The sequence below is a fragment of the Sandarakinorhabdus sp. DWP1-3-1 genome, from assembly GCF_049896705.1.
Taxonomy (GTDB): Bacteria; Pseudomonadota; Alphaproteobacteria; order Sphingomonadales; family Sphingomonadaceae; genus Sandarakinorhabdus.
Genome location: NZ_JAFCUV010000003.1, coordinates 107,106 through 127,484 on the forward strand (window position 1 = coordinate 107,106; position 20,379 = coordinate 127,484).

At 68.4% G+C, this 20,379-nt stretch carries 17 protein-coding genes; 6 read left to right on the plus strand and 11 right to left on the minus strand.

Going from position 1 to position 20,379, the window contains the following annotated elements; genetic code table 11:
- Nucleotides 1-50: 50 nt before the first annotated feature.
- Nucleotides 51-1,046 (minus strand): cysteine synthase A, encoded by a 996-nt coding sequence (locus tag ACP7AI_RS14240; protein ID WP_426168651.1) that lies wholly within the window; start codon nucleotides 1,044-1,046, stop codon nucleotides 51-53.
- A gap of 79 nt (nucleotides 1,047-1,125) precedes the next feature.
- Here ACP7AI_RS14240 and ACP7AI_RS14245 point away from each other — a divergent pair, with 79 nt between their 5' ends.
- Nucleotides 1,126-2,637: an ABC transporter substrate-binding protein gene (locus ACP7AI_RS14245; protein ID WP_426168654.1), complete on the plus strand. Its 1,512-nt coding sequence runs from the start codon at nucleotides 1,126-1,128 to the stop codon at nucleotides 2,635-2,637.
- An 8-nt stretch (nucleotides 2,638-2,645) separates the two neighbouring features.
- Here ACP7AI_RS14245 and ACP7AI_RS14250 read toward each other — a convergent pair whose 3' ends face one another.
- The 5 genes from ACP7AI_RS14250 to ACP7AI_RS14270 all read right to left on the minus strand — a co-directional run bounded on the left by ACP7AI_RS14250 (nucleotide 2,646) and on the right by ACP7AI_RS14270 (nucleotide 7,519).
- Entirely contained in the window at nucleotides 2,646-2,855 is a 210-nt protein-coding gene (locus ACP7AI_RS14250; RefSeq protein ID WP_426168656.1) for a ribbon-helix-helix domain-containing protein, read from the minus strand.
- A gap of 145 nt (nucleotides 2,856-3,000) precedes the next feature.
- Nucleotides 3,001-3,723 (minus strand): acetoacetyl-CoA reductase, encoded by a 723-nt coding sequence (phbB, locus tag ACP7AI_RS14255; RefSeq protein ID WP_426168659.1) that lies wholly within the window; start codon nucleotides 3,721-3,723, stop codon nucleotides 3,001-3,003.
- Nucleotides 3,724-3,774: 51 nt separating this feature from the next.
- Complete coding sequence (gene hemH / locus ACP7AI_RS14260; protein WP_426168662.1) at nucleotides 3,775-4,809, minus strand: ferrochelatase; 1,035 nt, start codon at nucleotides 4,807-4,809, stop codon at nucleotides 3,775-3,777.
- Nucleotides 4,806-7,010: a molybdopterin cofactor-binding domain-containing protein gene (locus ACP7AI_RS14265; RefSeq protein ID WP_426168663.1), complete on the minus strand. Its 2,205-nt coding sequence runs from the start codon at nucleotides 7,008-7,010 to the stop codon at nucleotides 4,806-4,808. Before ACP7AI_RS14265 ends, hemH begins: the two co-directional genes overlap by 4 nt.
- Before the next feature lie 23 nt (nucleotides 7,011-7,033).
- Nucleotides 7,034-7,519, minus strand: coding sequence for a peroxiredoxin (locus ACP7AI_RS14270; RefSeq protein ID WP_426168666.1), 486 nt, complete (start codon nucleotides 7,517-7,519; stop codon nucleotides 7,034-7,036).
- A gap of 148 nt (nucleotides 7,520-7,667) precedes the next feature.
- Between ACP7AI_RS14270 and ACP7AI_RS14275 the strand changes: the two genes are divergently transcribed.
- The gene (locus ACP7AI_RS14275) at nucleotides 7,668-8,231 is read left to right on the plus strand and encodes a YqgE/AlgH family protein (protein WP_426168668.1); all 564 of its coding nucleotides are present in this window, start codon (nucleotides 7,668-7,670) and stop codon (nucleotides 8,229-8,231) included.
- A gap of 3 nt (nucleotides 8,232-8,234) precedes the next feature.
- On the opposite strand, the gene ACP7AI_RS14280 is transcribed toward ACP7AI_RS14275, so the two are convergent.
- From ACP7AI_RS14280 to ACP7AI_RS14290, 3 genes are all read right to left on the minus strand, one after another.
- Nucleotides 8,235-10,202: an AsmA family protein gene (locus ACP7AI_RS14280; RefSeq protein WP_426168670.1), complete on the minus strand. Its 1,968-nt coding sequence runs from the start codon at nucleotides 10,200-10,202 to the stop codon at nucleotides 8,235-8,237.
- A gap of 74 nt (nucleotides 10,203-10,276) precedes the next feature.
- Complete coding sequence (locus ACP7AI_RS14285) at nucleotides 10,277-10,504, minus strand: hypothetical protein (RefSeq protein WP_426168673.1); 228 nt, start codon at nucleotides 10,502-10,504, stop codon at nucleotides 10,277-10,279.
- A 318-nt stretch (nucleotides 10,505-10,822) separates the two neighbouring features.
- On the minus strand, nucleotides 10,823-11,329 hold the full coding sequence (locus ACP7AI_RS14290; protein ID WP_426168675.1) for a ferritin-like domain-containing protein: 507 nt from the start codon (nucleotides 11,327-11,329) through the stop codon (nucleotides 10,823-10,825).
- 227 nt (nucleotides 11,330-11,556) lie between these two features.
- Here ACP7AI_RS14290 and ACP7AI_RS14295 point away from each other — a divergent pair, with 227 nt between their 5' ends.
- Together ACP7AI_RS14295 and ACP7AI_RS14300 are read left to right on the plus strand one after the other, a co-directional pair.
- Entirely contained in the window at nucleotides 11,557-13,125 is a 1,569-nt protein-coding gene (locus ACP7AI_RS14295; RefSeq protein WP_426168677.1) for a sodium/sugar symporter, read from the plus strand.
- Between the two features lie 142 nt (nucleotides 13,126-13,267).
- Nucleotides 13,268-16,003: a TonB-dependent receptor gene (locus ACP7AI_RS14300; protein ID WP_426168680.1), complete on the plus strand. Its 2,736-nt coding sequence runs from the start codon at nucleotides 13,268-13,270 to the stop codon at nucleotides 16,001-16,003.
- Nucleotides 16,004-16,010: 7 nt separating this feature from the next.
- On the opposite strand, the gene ACP7AI_RS14305 is transcribed toward ACP7AI_RS14300, so the two are convergent.
- Nucleotides 16,011-16,991: a glycoside hydrolase family 43 protein gene (locus ACP7AI_RS14305; RefSeq protein ID WP_426168683.1), complete on the minus strand. Its 981-nt coding sequence runs from the start codon at nucleotides 16,989-16,991 to the stop codon at nucleotides 16,011-16,013.
- A gap of 35 nt (nucleotides 16,992-17,026) precedes the next feature.
- Here ACP7AI_RS14305 and ACP7AI_RS14310 point away from each other — a divergent pair, with 35 nt between their 5' ends.
- The gene (locus ACP7AI_RS14310; RefSeq protein ID WP_426168686.1) at nucleotides 17,027-18,151 is read left to right on the plus strand and encodes an aldose epimerase family protein; all 1,125 of its coding nucleotides are present in this window, start codon (nucleotides 17,027-17,029) and stop codon (nucleotides 18,149-18,151) included.
- A gap of 2 nt (nucleotides 18,152-18,153) precedes the next feature.
- Nucleotides 18,154-19,302, plus strand: a complete 1,149-nt coding sequence (locus ACP7AI_RS14315; protein WP_426168689.1) for a cellulase family glycosylhydrolase — start codon at nucleotides 18,154-18,156, stop codon at nucleotides 19,300-19,302.
- Here the strand turns inward: ACP7AI_RS14315 and ACP7AI_RS14320 are convergent.
- Nucleotides 19,299-20,255: a methyltransferase gene (locus ACP7AI_RS14320; RefSeq protein ID WP_426168691.1), complete on the minus strand. Its 957-nt coding sequence runs from the start codon at nucleotides 20,253-20,255 to the stop codon at nucleotides 19,299-19,301. The two genes, ACP7AI_RS14315 and ACP7AI_RS14320, sit on opposite strands and share 4 nt — an antisense overlap.
- Nucleotides 20,256-20,379 lie beyond the last annotated feature (124 nt).

Genomic DNA, 20,379 nt, shown 5'->3' on the forward strand with positions numbered 1-20,379 from the left:
CGTATAGATATTCAGCGGCGCCGAGTCGATAGACTGCGCCGCGCGCGTCGTCACCGGATCGGCGCGAGACCCTTGGCAGCGAGCCATTCCGGATTGTAAATCGTTGAAAGATAACGTAAACCCGAGTCACAAAGAATCGTTACGATAACGTTCCCCGGGCCCATTTGCCGCGCCAGGCGGACGGCGCCGGCAACATTTATGCCCGATGACAGCCCCAGGCACAGCCCCTCTTCCGCATTCAGGCGCCGGACCCAATCGAGGCCCTCGGCATCGGGAATGCGGAACTGGGCGTCGACCACCAGCCCTTCGAGATTGGCCGTGATGCGGCTCTGGCCGATGCCTTCCGACACGCTCGAACCTTCGCTGCGCAGCTCGCCATTGGCGAAGTATTCGTACAGCGCCGCGCCTTCGGGATCGGTCAGCGCGATCTGCACATCGGCGTTTTCGGCGCGCAACCCCATCGCCACGCCCGCCAGCGTGCCGCCGGTGCCGCAGGCGCAGGTAAAGCCCGTCACCCGGCCCTCGGTCTGTGCCCAGATCTCGGGCGCCGTCGTCTTGATGTGCGCCATGCGGTTGGCGACATTGTCGAACTGGTTGGCCCAGACCGCGCCGGGCGTCTCCTCCGCCATGCGGCGCGAGGTGTGGACATAATGCGCCGGGTTCGAATAGGGCGCCGCCGGCACCAGCACCAGCTCCGCGCCGAGCGCCCGCAGCGTGTCCTGCTTCTCCCGGCTCTGGGTCTCGGGCATGACGATGACGGTCCTGTAGCCGCGCGCGCTGGCGACGACGGCGAGGCCGATGCCGGTGTTCCCCGCGGTGCCCTCGACGATGGTGCCGCCCGGCAGCAGCGTACCGCGGCGCTCGGCATCCTCGATGATGTACAGCGCGGCGCGATCCTTGACGCTGCCGCCGGGGTTGAGGAACTCCGCCTTGCCGAGGATCGTGCAGCCGGTTTCGGCGCTCGGGCCCTTCAGCGTCACCAGTGGGGTGTTGCCGATCAGGGCGATGATGTCGGGAACGGCGGGAACAGCGGGTACGGCAGGCATGACCCGGCTTAACGTCCGGCGTCGGCAGGGGCAAGGAAGCTCTGGTTTTGCCGCGGCAAGCGGCGCTAGAAGCGGAACGATGACCGGGCTTCGCTCACCCACGATCGCTGCCGTCCCGGCCATGGTGCTGCTCGCCATGGCGGGGTGCGGCCCCGACCGGCCGGAAGGCGCCCGGCTGACCGTGACCGTCGTTGGTGGCGGCGATCGACCCGGCGGCGTCGCCCGGCGCCTGGTGGCGGAGGCGACCCAGCCCACGCTCGTCGCCCGCGACGGCAACGGCGACACGGTGGCCGGGCTGGCGACGAGCTGGCGCTTTGTCGACGATGGCCGCAGCCTGATCCTGCGGCTGCGGCCGGTGAAATGGAGCGATGGCAAGCCGCTGGTCGCCGATGATGTCGTGGCGGCATTCCGGCGCGCCGCCGGCCGCCGCGAGGCAGCGACGATCGACGCCGGGATCGCCAACGCCGGCGCGATCGCCAGCCGCGCGCTCCCCGCCGCGCGGCTCGGCGTGCTGGCACCGATCGCCCGGGTCGTCGAAATCCGCCTCGATGCGCCCTCGCCGCTGCTGCTCGGCTGGCTGGCGGAACCGGCGCTGGGCGTGGTGCGCGCCGCGTCGCCGCGCAAATCGGCGACACCGCCGCCGACGCTCGCCGCCTATGCCGCCAGCGGACCGCCCGAGCTGCGCGTGCTGAAGCGCTTTGCCATGGCCGCCTCGCCCGATGCGCGCCCGGCCGAAATCAGCATCGCCGTCAGCAGCGATGCCCGTGCCGCCGTCGCCGATTTCGTTGCCGGCCGCCAGGACATCGTCATCGGCGAAGGCCTGGCCGGCCTCGGCGAGGCCCGGGTCGGCGCCCGCGCCGATGCGCTGCGGCTCGATCCGCTGTGGGGCGTCTATGGCTATCTGGTCAACAGCCGCAGCGGCCCGACCGCCGATGCCGGCGTCCGCCGCGCGCTGGCCATGGCGATCGATCGCCCGGCGCTGGCCGGCAGCTTCGGCCTCGCGACCATCCAGCCGGCCACCGGCCTGGTGCCGTCGCCGGCCGGCGCGACGCCCGACTGGCTGCGGCTGGACTATGACGGCCGGTTGCTGGCGGCGCGGCAGCTGCTCGCCGCCGCCGGCTGGACGGCCGAGCGGCCGTTGCGGCTGGTCCTGCTGCTGCCGCCCGGCCGCGACCATCGCGCCGTCGCGGAACGGGTCGGCGCCGACTGGGCCCGCATCAACGTGCTGCTGGCGGTGACCGACGTCGAGGCCGAACCCTATGACAAGCTGGTCGCGCGCGGCGATTTCGATCTCGCCGTGCGCGAGGCGAGCCTGCCGGTGCCCGACGCCGCCGCGCTGCTGTCGCGCTTTCGCTGCGGCGCCGGCCCGCATTGCAACCCTGCCGCCGACGCGCTGCTGGCCGCCGCCAGGGCCGCGGCGCCCGGCGACCGCGCGCGCCTGCTGGCCGAGGCGGAGGCCGCGCTGCTGGCGGCGCCGCCGCTGATCCCGCTGTTCACGCCGGTGCGCTGGGCGCTGGTCAGCCGCCGCGTCGACGGCTGGCTGCCCAACAGCGCCGGCAGCCACCCGCTTGCCCGGCTGGCCGCGCGATAAGGGCCGCGTCAGTCCTGGCCCGACAGCGCGCGTTCGTAGAGCCAGACCCGGATTGCGCTGCTGAGGTTGGTGGTCCGCGCCTCGTCGATCTCGGCAACGAGCGCGGCAAGCGGCTTGGCTTCGGTGGCGGCGGCGGCCTTGAGCGCGTCCCAGAAGATCGGTTCGAGGGTCAGCGAGGTGGCGTGGCCGGCGATGGTGAGGGAGTGTTTCTGGGTCATTTTCTAGACGGGGCGGCGAATGAGGGCATGGGCAAAGCCCATGCCGACGTCAGACGCGTTCGGTCGCCGGAGGGGCGACCGCCGCGCTGGCCGTGCTTGCGCGAGTCCGCGCGCTTGGCTGCGCCATGCGCGCCGGCCGCGCTGCTCAGTACATATGCTGCCCGCCATTGATGCTCAGCGTCGAGCCGGTCACGAATCCGGCATTCTCCCCGATCAGGAAGACGACCCCGCGCGCGATCTCCTGCGCCTGCCCCAGCCGGCCGGCAGGTATCTTGGCGACGATCTTTTCGAGCACGTCGGCCGGCACCGCGGCGACCATGTCGGTGTCGATATACCCCGGCGCGATGGCGTTGACGGTGATGCCGAAGCGCGCGCCTTCCTGGGCCAGTGCCTTGGTGAAGCCGTGGATGCCCGATTTCGCGGCGGCATAGTTGACCTGGCCGTATTGCCCGGCCTGGCCGTTGATGCTGCCGATGTTGACGATGCGGCCAAAGCCACGCGATTTCATGCCGGTGAATGTCGCCTTGGCCATGTTGAAGCAGCCGCCGAGGTTGACCCGGATGACTTCGTCCCAGGCCTCGTAACTCATCTTCATCAGCGTGCCGTCGCGGGTGATGCCGGCGTTGTTGACGACGACGTCGATGGGGCCCAGCGCCGCCTCCACTGCCGCCACGCCATCGAGGCAGGCCTGGTGATCGGCGACGTTCCATTTGAAGGCCGGAATGCCGGTGCGCTCGGTAAAGGCCGCCGCCTTGGCGTCGTCACCGCCGTAATTCGCCGCGACGCTGACGCCTTCGGCCTTCAACGCGAGGCAGATCGCCTCCCCGATGCCGCGCGTGCCGCCGGTAACAATTGCCGTCCGTGCCATATCCGTCTCTCCCCGGCCCATTGATGAGCTCGATGAACGGACACTAGCGGCTTACACCCAGCCCGCAAGTTCCCGCGCCAGTAAAGCGCGCAACATGTCGATGCCGACCGGCGTGTCGTTGAGGCAGGGCAGATAGGCGAAATGCGTGCCGCCGTGTTCGAGGAAGGTCTCGCGGCCTTCCATCGCCACTTCCTCGAGCGTTTCGAGGCAATCGGCCGAAAATCCGGGGCAGACGACGGCGATGCGGGTGATGCCCTCCGCCGCCAGTGTTTCCAGCGTGCCGTCGGTATAGGGGCGCAGCCATTCGGCGCGGCCGAAGCGCGACTGGAACGTCACCTTCACCGGCAGCTGCAGCTCCGCCTGCAGCAGCCGCCCGGTCTTCAGGCACTGGCAGTGATAGGGGTCGCCGCGATCGAGCGTCCGCTGCGGCATGCCGTGGAAGCTGGTGACGATCAGTTGCGGCTCGAAATCCAGCTTGGCCAGGCCGTCGCGCACGCCGGCGGCCAGCGCCGTGATATGATCGGGATTGTCGTAATAGGGCGGCAGCGTGCGCAGCGCCGGCTGCCAGCGCCATCCGGCGATGGCGGCATTGGCGGCATCGACGACGGTCGCATTCGTCGCCGCCGAATATTGCGGATACAGCGGCGCCAGCACGATGCGGTCGCAGCCCTGCTCCATCAGCGCCTGCAGCCGTTCGCCGATCGAGCGCGTGCCGTAGCGCATCGCCCAGTCGACGACGACCTGCGGGCCGAAGGCACCCTGCAGGGCTTCCGCCTGGCGCCGGGTGATCGCGGTGATCGGTGATCCTTCCGGCGTCCACACCTTGGCATAGTTGGCAGCCGTCGTTCGCGGCCGGATGTTGAGGATGAGGAGATTGAGGATCGGCTTCCAGACGAACGCCGGAATCTCGATGACGCGCGGGTCCGACAGGAATTCACCGAGGAAGCGCTTTACCGATGGCACATCGGGCGCATCGGGGGAGCCCAGATTGACCAGCAGCACGCCGACCCGGCCGACGCGCGCGGTCGGGTGGCCGTCGGGCAACAGGCTCGCCGCCGGCTGCGGGTTGGGAAAGGCGCTGTTCATGCCGTCACCAGCGGCAGGTCGCGGCGGCGGCCACCGCCTGCGGCAAAGATGGCGTTGGCGACCGCCGGGGCGATCGGCGGCGTGCCCGGCTCGCCGATGCCACCGGGGTTTTCGTTCGAAGCGATGATGATGACCTCGATCGCCGGCGCATCGGCCAACGTCAGCAAGGGATAGGTATCGAAATTGCGCTGCCCCGCCTCCCCGGCGGCAAAGGTGACCCGGCCGTGCAGCGCCGCGGTCAGGCCATAGATGATGCCGCCCTCCACCTGCGCGCGCACCGTGTCGGGGTTGATGACGCGGCCACAATCGACCGCTGCCCAGACCCGGGTGACGCGCGGCGGTGCGCCATCGACCAGCTGGACCTCCGCCACCTGGGCGACGATGCTGCCGAAGCTTTCGACCAGCGCGACGCCGCGGCCGACGCCGGGCGACACGCGGCCCAGCGGCCCGCCGGCAGCCAGCACGGCCCGCAGCACGGCGGCATGGCGCGGCTGGTCCTTGAGCATCGCAAGACGGAAGGCGCCCGGATCGGCATCGGCCGACACCGCGAGTTCATCGACGAAACTTTCGACGATGAAGCCGGTAAAGCTGTGGCCGACCGAGCGCCAGAAGCCCAATGGCACGTTGCAGTCGGCCAGGCTGTGGACGACGCGGACGCCATCGATGGCATAGGGCATGGCGACGGCGCCTTCGATCGCCCCGGCGCCGGCCCTGGGTTCACCGGCGACCGCCGGCACGTTGCGCGCCGTAAAGCCGGCGCCGATGTCGGGCACCGCGATATGCGCATCCCAGGCGCCGATACCGCCGGGGCCGGCGCTGCCGCGCAACCGGGCAGCCACCGCGGGGCGCCACATGTCATGGCCGAAATCCTCCTCGCGGCTCCAGATCAGCTGGACCGGGGCGCCGGCCGCCCTGGCGATCAGCGCCGCCTGGACACAGGCATCCATCTCCACCTTGCGGCCAAAGCCGCCGCCGAGCAGCGTCGGATAGACGACAACATCGGCGGCGTCGATGTCGAGCGCCCGCGCGACACCCCAGGTGGCGATCGTGGCCGACTGGGTCGGCGCCCAGACCTCGCACGTGCCGTTCTCGATCCGCGCCGTCGCCGTCATCGGCTCCAGGCAGGCGTGGGCGAGAAAGGGCAAGGTATAGTCGGCAGTGATCGATCCGGTGCCACTGGCGGGGCCGATGCTGCCCTCGCTGCGCACTTCGGTGCCGTCGGCGTCGAGCGCTGCCTTCAACCCGGCCTCGAGCCAGGGCCCGGGTGGGTTGGCGGCGGCGGCATGGCTGATCTTCACGGCCTCGAGCGCGGTTTTCGCGGCGAACCAGCCGTCAGCGACGACGGCGACAAAGCCCGGTCCCTCGACCAGCCGCGTACCGGCAGGCAGCGCCGAACGGTCGATCGCGGTCCGCCGCGCGCCAATCGGTCCCTGCGCGATGGCGGCATAGCGCATACCCGGCAGGCGGACATCGGCCCCGAAGCGCGCCGAGCCATCGGTCTTGGCCGGGATATCGAGCCGCAGTACCGGCTTGCCGACCAGCATGGGCCTGGCCCGCAGCACCGGTTCGTCGGGGGCATCCTCCAGCCGGGCGTCGCCGGCGATGTCGGCAAAGGCGATGCGGTTGGCCTTGTGGATGACAAAGCCGCCGGCGGTGTCGCACGCGTCCCAGTCGACATCCCAGCGCCGGGCGGCGGCGCGGCACAGCATCTCGCGCGCCGCGGCGCCGGCGTGGCGCAGCGGCGATTCAAAGCCGCGGATCGAGGTGCTGCCGCCGGTGATCTGGAATTCGAGATATTCGACGACCTTCGTCGCACCCCAGCCGGCAAGGCCCTGCATCGCCGCGGGCAGCCCGGCAAGCTGGTCGTTGAAGGCGCCATGATTGGCATATTCGGGGCCGAGCGGCGCCGGCTCGACACCCACGGCGCGCCAGTCGGCACCCAGTTCGTCGGCGACGATCTGGGCAAGGCCCGACCAGACCCCCTGCCCCATCTCGGCCTGCGGCACGGCGACCGTGACCCGGCCGTCGGCGCCGACCTTGATGAAGGCATTGATGACCTGTTCGCCCTCGCCCGCCGCCCAGCCGATCGCGCGCCGCCGCGGCCAGGCCGCCCAGCCGATGGCCAGCCCGGTGCCGACGCCGGCGGCGATCAGCAGGTTGCGGCGGGTAACGCCCCGGGCCGCGCCCGCAATAGCGCCCATGGGCTGGCTCCCGCCTGCCGCCTTCAGGCCAGCTGGCCCATCAGGTGCTCGGCCGACGACACGGCAAAGGCGCCCGGGTCCTCGACGTTGAGATGGGTAACGACGCCGTCCTTGACGATCATCGAGAAACGCTGGCCGCGGATGCCCATGCCGAACTTGCTGGCGTCCATCTCCAGGCCCAATGCCTTGGTGAAATCGGCGCTGCCGTCGGCGACCATCGTCACCTTGTCGCCGGCATTGGCCGACTTGCCCCAGGCGCCCATCACGAACGCGTCGTTGACCGACAGGCAGACGATTTCATCGACGCCATGCTGGCGGATGGTCTCGGCATTGCTGACGAAGCCCGGCAGGTGCTTGGCCGAGCAAGTCGGCGTGAAGGCGCCCGGCACCGAGAACAGCGCCACGGTACGACCGCCGAACAGCGCCTCGGTGGTGATCGGCTCGGGGCCGGCGTCGGTCGCCTTGACCAGCGTTGCCGACGGAATTTTGTCACCAACCTTGATGGTCATTGTTCGGATCCTTTTATCACGATGGCGCGGAATGTGCCCTTGCGATAGCCCCGGCGACAGGCAGCGTCCAGCGCCGTAACGCCGCGTCCGGCCCGATCGCCGATCACCGGGGTCTGGCATTTGCGCGTCCACGACCTACTGTAGGGATATGGACGCGCCTCCCTTCCTTGTCGGCCAGTTGCTGCTGTCGATGCCCGGCATCGGCGACCCGCGCTTCGAGCGCAGCGTCATCGCCATGTGCGTGCACGACAGCGACGGCGCGCTCGGCCTCGTCGTCAACCATGCCCATGATTCGCTGACGGTGCGCGAGCTGATGGAACAGCTCGACATCGACCCGGGCGCGACGCCCATCGATGCCCGCGTGCTGGTCGGCGGCCCGGTCGAGCCCGGCCGCGGCTTTGTGTTGCACAGCCCTGAATACGAGGGACAGAGCACCATCAACGTCGATGGCAAATGGGCGCTGACCTCGACCGTCGACATCCTGCGCGACATCGCCGCCGGCAAGGGCCCGCGGCACTGGCTGGCGGCGCTGGGCTATACCGGCTGGGCCGGCGGCCAGCTCGAGACGGAGCTGACGCGGCACGGCTGGCAGCTGGCGCCGGGCGACACCGCGCTGCTGTTCGACACGGCGAGCGACGAGCGCTGGGCGAGCGCCTATCGCGGGCTCGGCATCGCGGTCGGGCAGCTGAGCGCCACCGCCGGGCGGGCCTAAGACTTAGTTCTTCGCCTTGGCATTGGCTCGCCGGCTGGCGGGGTTGTCGCGTCGCGCCGCCAGGATCGGCGTGCAGTTGACGTCCTTGGCATCGCCCAGGTCGATGAAGGCAGCGATCGCCGCGATCGGCGTCGCCGCCAGGCCCAGGGCAGCAGCGGCGCCGGCGCGGGCCAGCAGCTCGCCGGAAATGGGATTGATCGCGGGCTCCGCGAAATAGCCGTTGATGCCGATCGGCGACTGGCCGGAAAACAGGCTGAACTGCTTGGAATCGGCTTCCACCGACATGGCCAGTGCCTCGTCCTTGAAGCTGAAGCCGCCACGCCCGCGCAGCACGGTCTTGTTGGTATCGATCAGGATGGGATCGGCCATGGCGCGCCCATCGGAGACGGTGAAGGCGACGATGCCGCAATTGATCTGGCGCTGTTCCTTCAGCTTCTTGCCGATCAGCGCGGTCAGGAAATTCTGCAGGTCGAGCTCGGCAAGTTCGATGTTGCGCACCCACAGCATGCCCGACGGCACCACAAAGGCGATGCGGCCGTTGGCCGATGCCAGCGACTTGTGAACGGTATCGCCCTGGCCCTTCAGCTGCAGCCGGCCGCGAATCGAAGCGGTGGTGCCGGCATCCTCGACCTTGAAGCCGGTCAGCAGCTTGCCGAGCGGCAGCTGCGTCAGCCGGATGTCATAATCGGTCAGCACCGGCACGTTGCGGGCGTTGATGCCGATCTTGGCAATCAACCGGCCGCCGGCGATATCGAACGCCATCGGCGACAGCGTCAGCAACCGGTCGTCAAGGCCGAGCCGCAGCCTGAGGTTGTCGAACGGCAACTTGCCGGTGCGCACTCGGGTGGCGCGATAATCGATGGTGGCGTCGAACTTGCCCAGCGCCTCGGTCGCCAGCGGTGCGTCGGGCATCAACCGCGGACGGCCCCCAACCTTGACGACGACGCCCTGGCCGGCCTCCAGCCGTTCGGGGCTGTAGCCGATCAGCGGTCCGACATCCTTGATGTCGAGCGTCTTGCTGGTCAGCGTGCCGTCGATGCGGAAGCGCCCCGGCGGCTGGCCAGCAGGGCGTTCCGGAGCCACCGTTGCGGTCAGCCGGCCGGCAATATCGGAGTCGCCGATGCGACCGTTGAGGTTGGTGAAGCGGAACTCGCGATCGAGCTTGGTCATGTTGGCGGCGAGCCGATACGGCCGCGTCGCCGGCAGCACGACCCCGAACAGCAGCCCGGGTTCCTGCAGGTTGCGCCCCGCCACGGTCAGCTTCAGGTCGGCGCCGTCGATGCGGGTGGCACCGGGCAGCGTGCCGGCGACGGTGATGCGGGTGCGGGCGATGGTGCCGGCGACATCGAGGCCGAGGCGACCGCCGCCGACCGCCTCGTTCGGGGTCGTCAGCCGGCCTTCGAAGCTGATCGGCGCACCGCGGGTCGAACCCTTGCCGGCAAAGGTCAGCGGACCGCTGATGCGCTGGGTGCCCGCGGACGTGCCGGCGATATCGCCGATGGCAATGTCGAGGCGGGTTCGGGTCGGGGCATCGATCAGCGCGACGCGGCTGTCGGTGACCGCAGCGCGGATGATGTCGGGAATGTCGAGCTCGCCACCGCCGAAGGTCCATGTGTTGGCGCGGTCGGCGCGGCGTTCCAGGGCGAGCCGGCCACCGTCGATGACCAGGTCGTTGACCGTGACCTCGCCGAAGATCGCCTGCCACAGCGAGGCATCGAGGGCGATGGTGCGGGCGGTGAAGAATTGGTCGGCCGCCGCCCATTCGGGGTTGGCGACCGTCAGGCCGTCGGCGCGAAAGCGGATGTTCGGGTCGAGGTAGAGCTGGAATTCCCCCGCCACCCGGACCGGCCGCCCGGCGCGTTCCGAAACCATGCGCTCGAAGGTGCTGCGCCAGAACCGGCCCTTGGTGACATATTGGTAGACATAGAGGCCGAGCAACACGGCAACAACGACGCCGACGCCGATCGCCACGCGTCGCCAACGCTGGCGGGCGATCGATCGGTCTGCAGGCACCGGGGGCTGGCTGGCTGGGGACAGGTCCATCGTCATTTACGCCCGGCCGCCCCGAATCGTTCCGCTGACGCCGTCACGGCAGGTCGCCGGCGACCGCTGAGCAGGGCACGGCAGACCGCGGCATGGGCGCCATCGGCGATGATGTCGTCGCCGACGGAATGGCTGCGCCGGCGACCGGTGACCGGGGCATCGCGCCGCTCTCGCTCGTCAGGGTCGAAGCGGGTGAACTGCTCCATCTTCATCGCCCGGGGATTGTGCATTGTCATGTCATGGCGCGTAACGCGCGCCGGCGCCATTCGATTTCATGCCGCCTCCGCAACAGCCGATATGCTACGGCGTTGCTTTCCAGCGTCGATACGAAAACCAACTCCAAAACGATCGCCGCAAGGACTGTCCACAACCCTCGCCGTCCTGCGGCTGGTGGTGGCCGTGCTGCGCGAGTCCGGCAGGGCAGCCGGCGCCTGCTCGCGATGCACGCGGCGCCATCGACGTTGCTGACCGCACGCTGCCGCTGCAGCGTGCGGTCGGTTCCCATGGGGGCCGGAAGCCGATTATCGGCTGACCGGCCCGCCGTTGGATCAGGCGTCCTTCGCCTCGATGTTGATCGAGGTCTCGGCAAGCTTGGTGGCATATTGGTCGGCGCCATAAATCTCGCCGGTAGCCGCCTTCAGGTCCTCGACATCATCCTCGAGCCCGAGCGCTTCGGCATAGGCAGCCGCCGTGCCGAAACCGGCGATGCCGTAATGGCTCATGCGCTGATACTGGGCGATGATCTGGGCGTCGAGGACGGGACCCTTTTCCGGCGCATCGTCGATGGTATGCTTGATCGCTTCGGCGACGAGGCCCTGCATGCCGCGGCAATGCTCCTTTTCGACCTCCTCGCCCTGTTCGGCGATCAGATCCTTCAACATGTCGGTATGACGGCCGATACCTTCCTGCGAATTCTCCAGCATCTCCTTCAGCGTATCGTCGCTGGCCTCGGCACCGATCCGCTTGAGCGCACGCAGCATCTGGTCATTGGCCGACCACAGGTCCTTCAGCTCGTCGACGTACAGGTCCATCAGGTCTTCGGGGGCATCGGACATCTTGCATCTCCACTGGTTGCGCCTTCAAAGCGCATGCCGCCCCCGGCAAGTTCCTTGCGCCGACCGAATTTCCTGTCGCGCCGCATGATCATCAACGGCGGCGGAACGATGTCGGCCACGACTTGCCTTCCGCCGCGCAGCGATGAATCGTGCCGCCCTGTCGAATCGCGACACCTGTTGCCAGGGGCCCCGGACACGTTGCCCCGGGCATAAAGGGATGACCGACCATGCTGGCCCCCGTCGATATCGCCGTCGTCATCGCCTACGCGATCGGCATCTTCGGTCTCGCCCAATATGTCTCACGCGACAAGAAGGGCGAGGTAAAGGGCTCGTCGGATTACTTCCTCGCATCGAAGTCGCTGCCCTGGTGGGCGATCGGCGCCTCGCTGATCGCCGCCAACATCTCGGCCGAACAGATCGTCGGCATGTCGGGCTCGGGCTATGCCATTGGCCTCGCCATCGCCTCCTATGAATGGATGGCGGCGGCGACGCTGCTGATCGTCGGCAAGTTCTTCCTGCCGATCTTCCTCAGGAACGAGATCTACACGATGCCGCAGTTCCTGGAACGGCGCTACGGCACCCGCATCCGCACGCTGATGGCGGTGTTCTGGCTCGGCCTCTACGTCTTCGTGAACCTGACCTCGATCATCTGGCTCGGCTCCATCGCGGTCACGAAAGTCGCCGGCGTGCCGCAGGATATTGCGCTGGTCGGCCTCGGGCTGTTCGCCCTGCTCTACCAGCTCCGCGGCGGGCTGAAGGCGGTGGCGCTGACCGATATCGTCCAGGTCAGCCTCCTCGTCTTCGGCGGCCTCGTCATCTCGGCGCTGACGCTCGGGCAGATCGGCGGCGGCAGCATTCTTGGCGGTTTCGCCACGCTCAGCGCCCGGCTGCCCGAACATTTCGACATGATCCTGTCGCGCGACAATCCCTTCTACAAGGATCTTCCCGGCATTTCGGTGCTGGTCGGCGGCATGTGGATCGCCAACCTGAGCTATTGGGGCTTCAACCAGTATATCATCCAGCGCGCGCTCGCCGCCAAGAGCCTGAAGGAAGCCCAGAAGGGCGTCGTCTTCGCGGCTTTCCTCAAGCTGCTGATGCCGGTCATCATCGTGCTGCCGGGCATCGCCGCGGTCGTGCTGGCGCCCGATCTCGCCCGCCCCGACGAGGCCTATCCGACGATGATGCGGCTGTTGCCTACCGGGTTGCTCGGGCTGGTGTTCGCCGCCCTGGTGGCAGCGATCATCGCGTCGACGGCGTCCAAGATCAATTCGGTGGCGACGATCTTCACCCTCGACATCTATGCCCAGCGCGCCGGCTACAAGGCGACGGAGGGCAGCGACCGCCACCTCGTCAAGGTCGGTCGCATCGCTGCCGTCGTCGCCATCGGCCTCGCCATCGTCACGGCGCGGCCGCTGCTCGGCAGCTTCGACCAGGCGTTCCAGTATATCCAGGAATACACGGGCTTCTTCACGCCGGGCATCGTCGTCATCTTCCTGCTGGGCCTGTTCTGGAAACCGGCGACCGAGGCCGGGGCGCTGGCCGCCACCATCGGCTCGTTCGGGCTGTCGGTGGCGATGAAAGCACTGGTGCCCGGCGTACCGTTCATGGACCGGATGGGCATCGTGTTCCTGCTGGCGCTGGCGCTGGCGGTCGTGGTGTCGCTGGCGCGGCCGCGGGCAACCGCGACCAACCACATCCGCACCGACGATGTCGACTATGGCACGACCGCCGGTTTCAACATCGCTGCCGTCGGCATCGTCGCGATACTCATCGCCCTTTACGCCACCTGGTGGTGATCGGATGATGCAATAAAACAACAATGCGGCGATGTTACGCGTGTGTAATACTGCGTAGTCATTGTCGCACCCGGCACGCTTCGGCTAAGTCGTCCTCCAGGTCTTCGAAGAAAGACCAAGTGTTAACGGGAGGTATTTGGCGATGCGTTACCGCTTTCTTTACGGATCGGCGTGCTCGTTGTTGCTGGCAACCGGCGCCGCCGCGCAAAGCGTCCCTGACCAGGCCGGCACGGTGCCGCCGACCGGCCCCGCCGCCGGCAGCCAGGCCGGCACCCCGGCCGCGGGCACCGAGACCGCCGCCGCCGGCGACAGCAGCGACGAAACCATCGTCGTCACCGGCTTCCGCCAGTCGCTGCGATCGGCGCAGGGCATCAAGCGCAACGCCGACCAGATCGTCGACGCCATCGTCGCCCAGGACATCGGCAAGCTGCCCGACATCAACGTGTCGGATTCGCTTGCCCGCATCACCGGCGTCCAGGTCGACCGCCGCAACGGCGAGGCCCAGCAGGTGCGCATCCGCGGCCTGCCGCAGTTCACCACGACCTACAATGGCCGCGAGATCTTCACCGCCGAACAGCGCGTCGTCGCCACCCAGGATTTCCCCGCCGGCGGTGTCGCCGCGCTGGAAGTGTTCAAGTCGTCGACCGCCAACCTGGTCGAACCCGGCCTTGCCGGCCTCATCAACGTGCGCTCGCGGCGGCCCTTCGATTTCGACGGGCTGGAGATCGCCGGCGCCTTCAACACCACCCTCGCCACCCAGTCGCAATCGCTCGACTGGAACGGCAACCTGCTGGTGTCGAATCGCTGGGACACCGGCATCGGCGAGGTCGGCGCGCTGGTCAACGTGTCGTACACCCGGCTGCGCTACCTCGATTCGGCGCGCTTCGACAGCGGCGCCATTGCCACCGCGTCACCCGAACAAAGCGCCCAGGCGCCGTTCCGCTTTCCCGATGCCGTCGGCATCTTCCAGTCGCCCGGCTATCGCCAGCGGCCGTCGGTCAACGCCGCGGTGCAATGGAAACCGACCGACAATCTGGAATTCTACGGCGATTTCCTGTTCCAGGGCTTTCGCCGCGAGGTCAGCGACCGCAACCTGTTCGTGCCACTGTTCGGCCCCGGTGGCGCCCCGCCGCCCCAGTTCACCAACGTCGTGCTGCGCCCCGGCGGCACCAGCGCGCAAAGCGTGACCGCGACCGGCACCAACCGGCCCGACGGCTTCCAGGGCGCGACCGATGAAAAGACCGACACCTACCAATATGCCGTCGGCGGCGCCTGGACCACCGACCGGCTGAAGCTGACGTTCGACGTGGCGCGCACCCAGAGCCGTTTCGATCTGTCGATCTACAGCTTCGACTATGCGCTGGCCCGGGCGCCGACGGTCGAGGTCGATTTCGACGTGCCGCGCGGCGCCGGCGGCGCGGAATTCAACTTTCCCGGCTTCGACCTGACCGATCCCGCCAACTTCATCTATCGCGGCTTTTTCGATCGCAACCTCATCGCCCGCGGCGACGACTGGCAGGCGCGCGCCGATCTCGAATGGCAGACCGGCCTCGACTTCATTCCCACCATCCAGTTCGGCGGCCGCTTCACCGACCGGCAGGGCAGTTTCGAGAATGCCGAGCGCTATGCCCCGGCGGAAGGCCAGCGCCTGCCGCTGTCATCATTGCCGGTCACCATCGCGACGACACAGGCCGGCTTTCGCGGCAGCGATATCCAGCCGCAGCGGGTCTGGGCATCGGCGACGCGCGAGAGCATCCGCGCCAATGTCGCGCAGCTGCGCCAGGTTGCGGGTTTCGCCCCCGGCCTGCCGACGCCCGATCCGCTGCAGGCCTTCACGGCGCAGGAAAAGAGCTATGCCATCTATGGCCAGGCGAAATATGCCTTCGACTTCGGCTTCCCGATCGACGGCACCGTGGGCCTGCGCGCGGTGCGCACCGAAAACCAGCTGCTGGGCACGTCGCGGGTGATCGATGCCAATGGCGAAAGCTTCGTGCCGACGGTCGCAAACACCGCGTACTGGGATTACCTGCCCAGCGCCTCGCTGCGCGCCGGCTTTACCGACAAGCTGCAATTGCGCCTCGCCTGGTCCAAGACCCGGACGCGGCCCAATTTCGGCGACCTCAACCCCGGCCTTATCATCGATCCACCCGGCGGCAACAGCTTCCGCACCGCGCGCGGCGGCAATCCCGACCTGCAGCCGACCGAATCGACCAATTGGGACGCCAGCCTCGAATATTATTTCTCGCGCACGGGGCTTGCCTCGGTCGGCGTGTTCCGGCGCGACTTCACCGGGTTCATCAACACCTTCCGCGTTTTCGTCGACGATCCGGTCTACGGCAGTCTGCGGATCGACCGGCCCGGCAACGGCGCCGATGGTCGCTTCGAAGGGGTCGAGGCCCAGCTGACGACCTTTTTCGACTTCGATTTCGTGCCCGAGCCGCTGCGCAACTTCGGCATCCAGGGCAACTTCACTTATCTGACCGGCGACCAGGGCCTGCCCGATGAATTCGGCCTGCCGACCGGCACCCGCATCGGCTTCAACGAGGTGTCGAAATACACCTACAATATCGTCGGCCTGTACGAGAGCGGGCTGATCTCGGCGCGGCTGGCCTACAACCATCGCTCGGACTTCCCGCGCAATTTCGAGATTATCTCCGGCGGCAACAGCATCGCCGGCGAATACACCCAGGGCATCTCGCGCCTCGACCTGTCGTTCAACGTGACGCCCGATCCGCGCATCACCTTCGCGCTCGATATCTCCAACATCCTCGGCAAGCCGTTCCGCGACTTCCGCAACATCTCGGAGACGGAGCGCTATCCACGCGACGTGCGGTATGAGGAAAGCATCTATTCCTTCGGCATCCGGGTCCGCATCTAGGGTGGTGTCACTTCGCGTCAACGACCGGCACGTCGCCATTCCAGCGCAGCGGCCAGACGTGCAGGAAGCGCGCCTCGCGATCCGGCCGGCAGCGCGCCGTCGCCGACCAGGCATGGAAGGCGATGACATCGCCTCCGGGACGCTGCAGCACCGCGGCATGGCCGGGGCCGGACAGGCAACCGGCGGCGGCGTCGCGGCTGGCGAGCAGCGGGTTCGCCGGCGCATCGCGGCACGGCCCCATCGGCCCGGCGCAGGGCGCCCAGCCGATGGCATAGGGCGACAGCGCTGCACCGCGCGGCCAGCCATAGTCATTGGCGGAAAACAGCAGCACATAGGCGTCGTCGTGGCGGATCATCGTCGGCGCCTCGACCACCCGGCCCTCCCAGGCCGCATCGTTGCGGACCAGCGCCACTGGCGCGCCGGTCAGCGCCAGGCCGTCGGCGGTCAGCGGCTGCGCGATGATCTCGGTGGGCAGGTTGAAGCGCGGATGGTTGCCGTCGTTCTTGACATAAAGGTACAGCCGGCCGTCGGCGTCGCGGAACGGGCTGGGGTCGATGCTGCCGCCGCGCGCCGTGTCGCAGACCAGCGGCGCTGCGCCGTGCGGCGCATAGGGCCCGCGCGGGTCGCGGGCGGTGGCGGCGCCGATGCATTGCAGCCCCGACGCGGCATCGCGGGCGGTGAAATACAGCACATAACCGTCGGCGACGGCGATGACCTCCGGCGCCCACGTGAAGCCGCGCCGCGCCCATTTCGGCAGCGTCGGCAGCGCATCGGGCAGCCGGCGCCAATCCTTCAGGTCGGCGGAGATGGCGACCTGGACGTTCGTGTCGCCGTGGTTGGTGGCGAAGGCCAGCGTGCGGCTGCCGACAGCCAGCAGGAACGGATCGGGGAAATCGGCGCGGATGACCGGCGCGGGGGCCGCGACGGCGGCGGCAAGCAACGCGAAAAACACCAGGCGCTCCACGACAACAGGCGTCCCCTCGTCCATGATAAGGGCTGCGACGGCAGCGGCAAGGCGATAGCATGCGGAAAACGATGATGGCGGGAGCATTGGCGGTGGTGATGGCGAGCGGCGCAACGGCGGCGACTCCGGAGCGCAAGCCCTTCGGCACCCTGCCCGATGGCCGCGCCGTGGAGGCGATTACGCTCAGCGACGGGCGCCTGACGGTGCGGATCATCACCTGGGGCGCCGGCATCCAGTCGGTGCTGGTGCCCGATCGCGCCGGCAAGCTGGTCGACGTCGCACTCGGCTACGACGACCTTGCCGGCTATCTCGCCAAGTCCGAATATTTCGGCGTCGTCGTCGGCCGCGTCGCCAACCGCATCGCCGGTGGCAAGTTCACGCTCGACGGCAAGGCGTACCGGGTGCCGGTCAACAACGGGCCCAATTCGCTGCACGGCGGTACCGAGGGCTTCGACAAGAAACTGTGGCGGGTGCTGTCGACGACCGGCGGCGACAGCCCTTCCGTCACGCTGGGCATGACCAGCCCCGATGGCGACCAGGGCTATCCCGGCACCGTCACCGTCACCGCCCGCTATGCGCTGGACGGCGGCGCCATCGCCATTGACTATACCGCCACGACCGACAAGCCGACGCTCGTCAACCTGTCGAACCACGCCTATTGGAACCTCGCCGGCGAAGGCAGCCCCGGCGGCGCCATGGGCCATGTGCTGACCATTCCGGCCGACACCTTCAACCCCACCGACGCCACCGCCATCCCGACCGGCGAGTTCCGCTCCGTCGCCGGCACGCCGTTCGATTTCCGCAAGCCCACGCCCGTCGGTGCACGAGTCCGCGACGCCGGCGACGAGCAGATCCGTTTCGGCAAGGGCTATGACCACAACTGGGTCATCGATCGCAAGGTCGCCGCCGCGCCCCGCCTGGTGGCACGGGTCGAGGAGCCGGTGAGCGGCCGCGTGCTGGAAGTGCTGTCGAACCAGCCCGGCGTGCAATTCTATTCGGGCAATTTCCTCGATGCGAGCGTCGTCGGCAAATCGGGGCGGCTGTATCGTCAGGGCGATGCCGTGGTGCTGGAGCCGCAGATGTTCCCCGACACGCCCAACCGGCCGGCGTTCGGATCGGTGCGGCTCGATCCCGGCCAGACCTATCGCAACACGATCCTGTTCCGCTTTCCAATGGTGAAGTGACGATGCCGCGTTCCGCCCTGTTCCTTGCCCTCGCGCTGGCCGTGCAGGCGCCGCTCGCCGCCCCTGCCGTCGCCCAGACAGAAGCGGCGAGTGCCACACGCTGGACGCCCGCACAGGCGCAGCGCTGGTACGACAAGCAGCCGTGGATCGTCGGTGCCAACTACATCCCCGCCACCGCCATCAACCAGCTCGAGATGTGGCAGGCGGCGACCTTCGATCCGAAAACCATCGACCGCGAATTGGGCATCGCCCGCCAGCAGTTCGGCATGAACACGATGCGGGTCTATCTCCACGACCTCGCCTGGCAGCAGGACCCCGAAGGCCTCAAGAAGCGCATCGACGCCTTCCTGACCATCGCCGGCCGCCACGGCATCCGGCCGATCTTCGTCCTGTTCGACAGCTGCTGGGACCCCGATCCCGTCATCGGCCCGCAGCGGCCGCCGATCCCCGGCGTCCACAACAGCGGCTGGGTGCAGGGGCCGAGCCGCACGGCGCTGGTCGATCCCGGCCAGGATGCCCGGCTGCGCGCCTATGTCGAGGATATCGTCGGCAGCTTCGGTAACGACGATCGCGTATTGGCGTGGGACGTCTGGAACGAGCCCGACAACCCGGGCGGCGGCAGCTACAACGCCTCGCAGCTCGCCGAGGAGCGGACACGCATCGAGCAGCTCCTGCCCCAGGTCTTCCAATGGGCGCGCGCCAAGCGCCCCCGCCAGCCGCTGACCAGCGGGCTGTGGATCGGGGAGGACTGGTCGCCCGCCGCGAACAAGCTGACCCCCATCCAGCAGGTGCAGGTGGCGCAGTCCGACGTCATCAGTTTCCACAATTACGAATGGCCCGAACAGTTCGAGGCGCGCATCCGCCAGCTGCGCCTCTATGGCCGGCCGCTGCTGTGCACCGAATGGCTGGCGCGCGGCAACGGCTCCAACGTCGACACCATCCTGCCGATCGCCCGGCGCGAAAAGGTCGCCATGGTCAACTGGGGCCTTGTCGAGGGCCGCATCCAGACGACGCTGCCCTGGGACAGCTGGGAACGCCCTTATACGCTGCAGCCGCCGACAATCTGGTTTCATGACCTCATCCGCAAGGACGGTACGCTGTACCGCCCGCGCGAGGCGGAGATTTTCCGCCAGATGGAGGCGGCGCGTTAGCTGCGGACGACAATAGCCCCCACGAGCGCGATGCGATCAACGCCGGCATAGGCCGGCGTCAGCAGTTCCTCGCCATAGACATCGGGATCGAGCTCGCGATAGTCGAGACGCTGGCCAGCGGCAGCAACGGCGTCGGCCAGCGCGGCGCGAAACGGATCGGCGCCGGCGATGATCGGGCTGCCGGTGAACAGCACCAGCCGGCCGCCGCGGGCCAGCCGGGCCATCGCCTCCTGCGCCATGTCGAAGGCGACCTGCAGCCCATGCATGCCGCCGCCGTCGCGGTACAGGCGCGCCTCGGGGTCGATCATGAATGGCGGGTTCGACATGACGACGTCGAGCCCGTCGGGCGTGCCGGCAAGACCCCGCCCCTCGATAAACGTCACATCGACGCCGGCGTGGCGGGCGTTGATGTGGGCAAGGTCCAGCGCCGCCGGATTGAGATCGGTCGCGAACACCTCCGCCGCCGGCCGCGCCAGCGCGGTGACGATCGCCGCCACGCCCGACCCGGTGCCGATATCGACATAGCGACCGGCGGCCGGGCAGTGCGGCAGCTGCCGGTCGATCAGGTCGACATAGCGATAGCTGTCAGGGCCGAGGAACACGCTGTTGGCGGCGCTGGTCGGATAGGCCGAATGCAGGAACAGCCGACCGCGGACGCGGGCGACCCGGAAGCGGCTGCGCTGGCCATCGTCGGCGTTTTGGAGTGCGCCGGCCGCTGCCAGGCGATCGACCAGCGCCGGGTCAGCGCGGCGCGGGTCGAAGCTGCGGCTCCAGCCCAGAATCTCGCGGGTATCGCTGGCCGGCGGCAGCTCGGCACCGGCCAGCCGGTTGGCATGGGTGGCCGGCGCCGGCGGCACGAAGTCATAGCCGGCACGGTCGAGCCAGCCCAGCAGGTCGAGCAATGCGTCCGGATCGAGCGCAGTAGCGGTGGTGGTGGCAGTTTCGGTATCCATGCCGCTGACAACCGGGCAGGAATAGCCCGGTTCCGCGTCATTCCGGCAGGGTCGAAAATTTCGCCGGACCGCCGGGCGGGAACCTGTCCGCGGCACTGCCCGTAACCTTTCGGGCAACGACGGA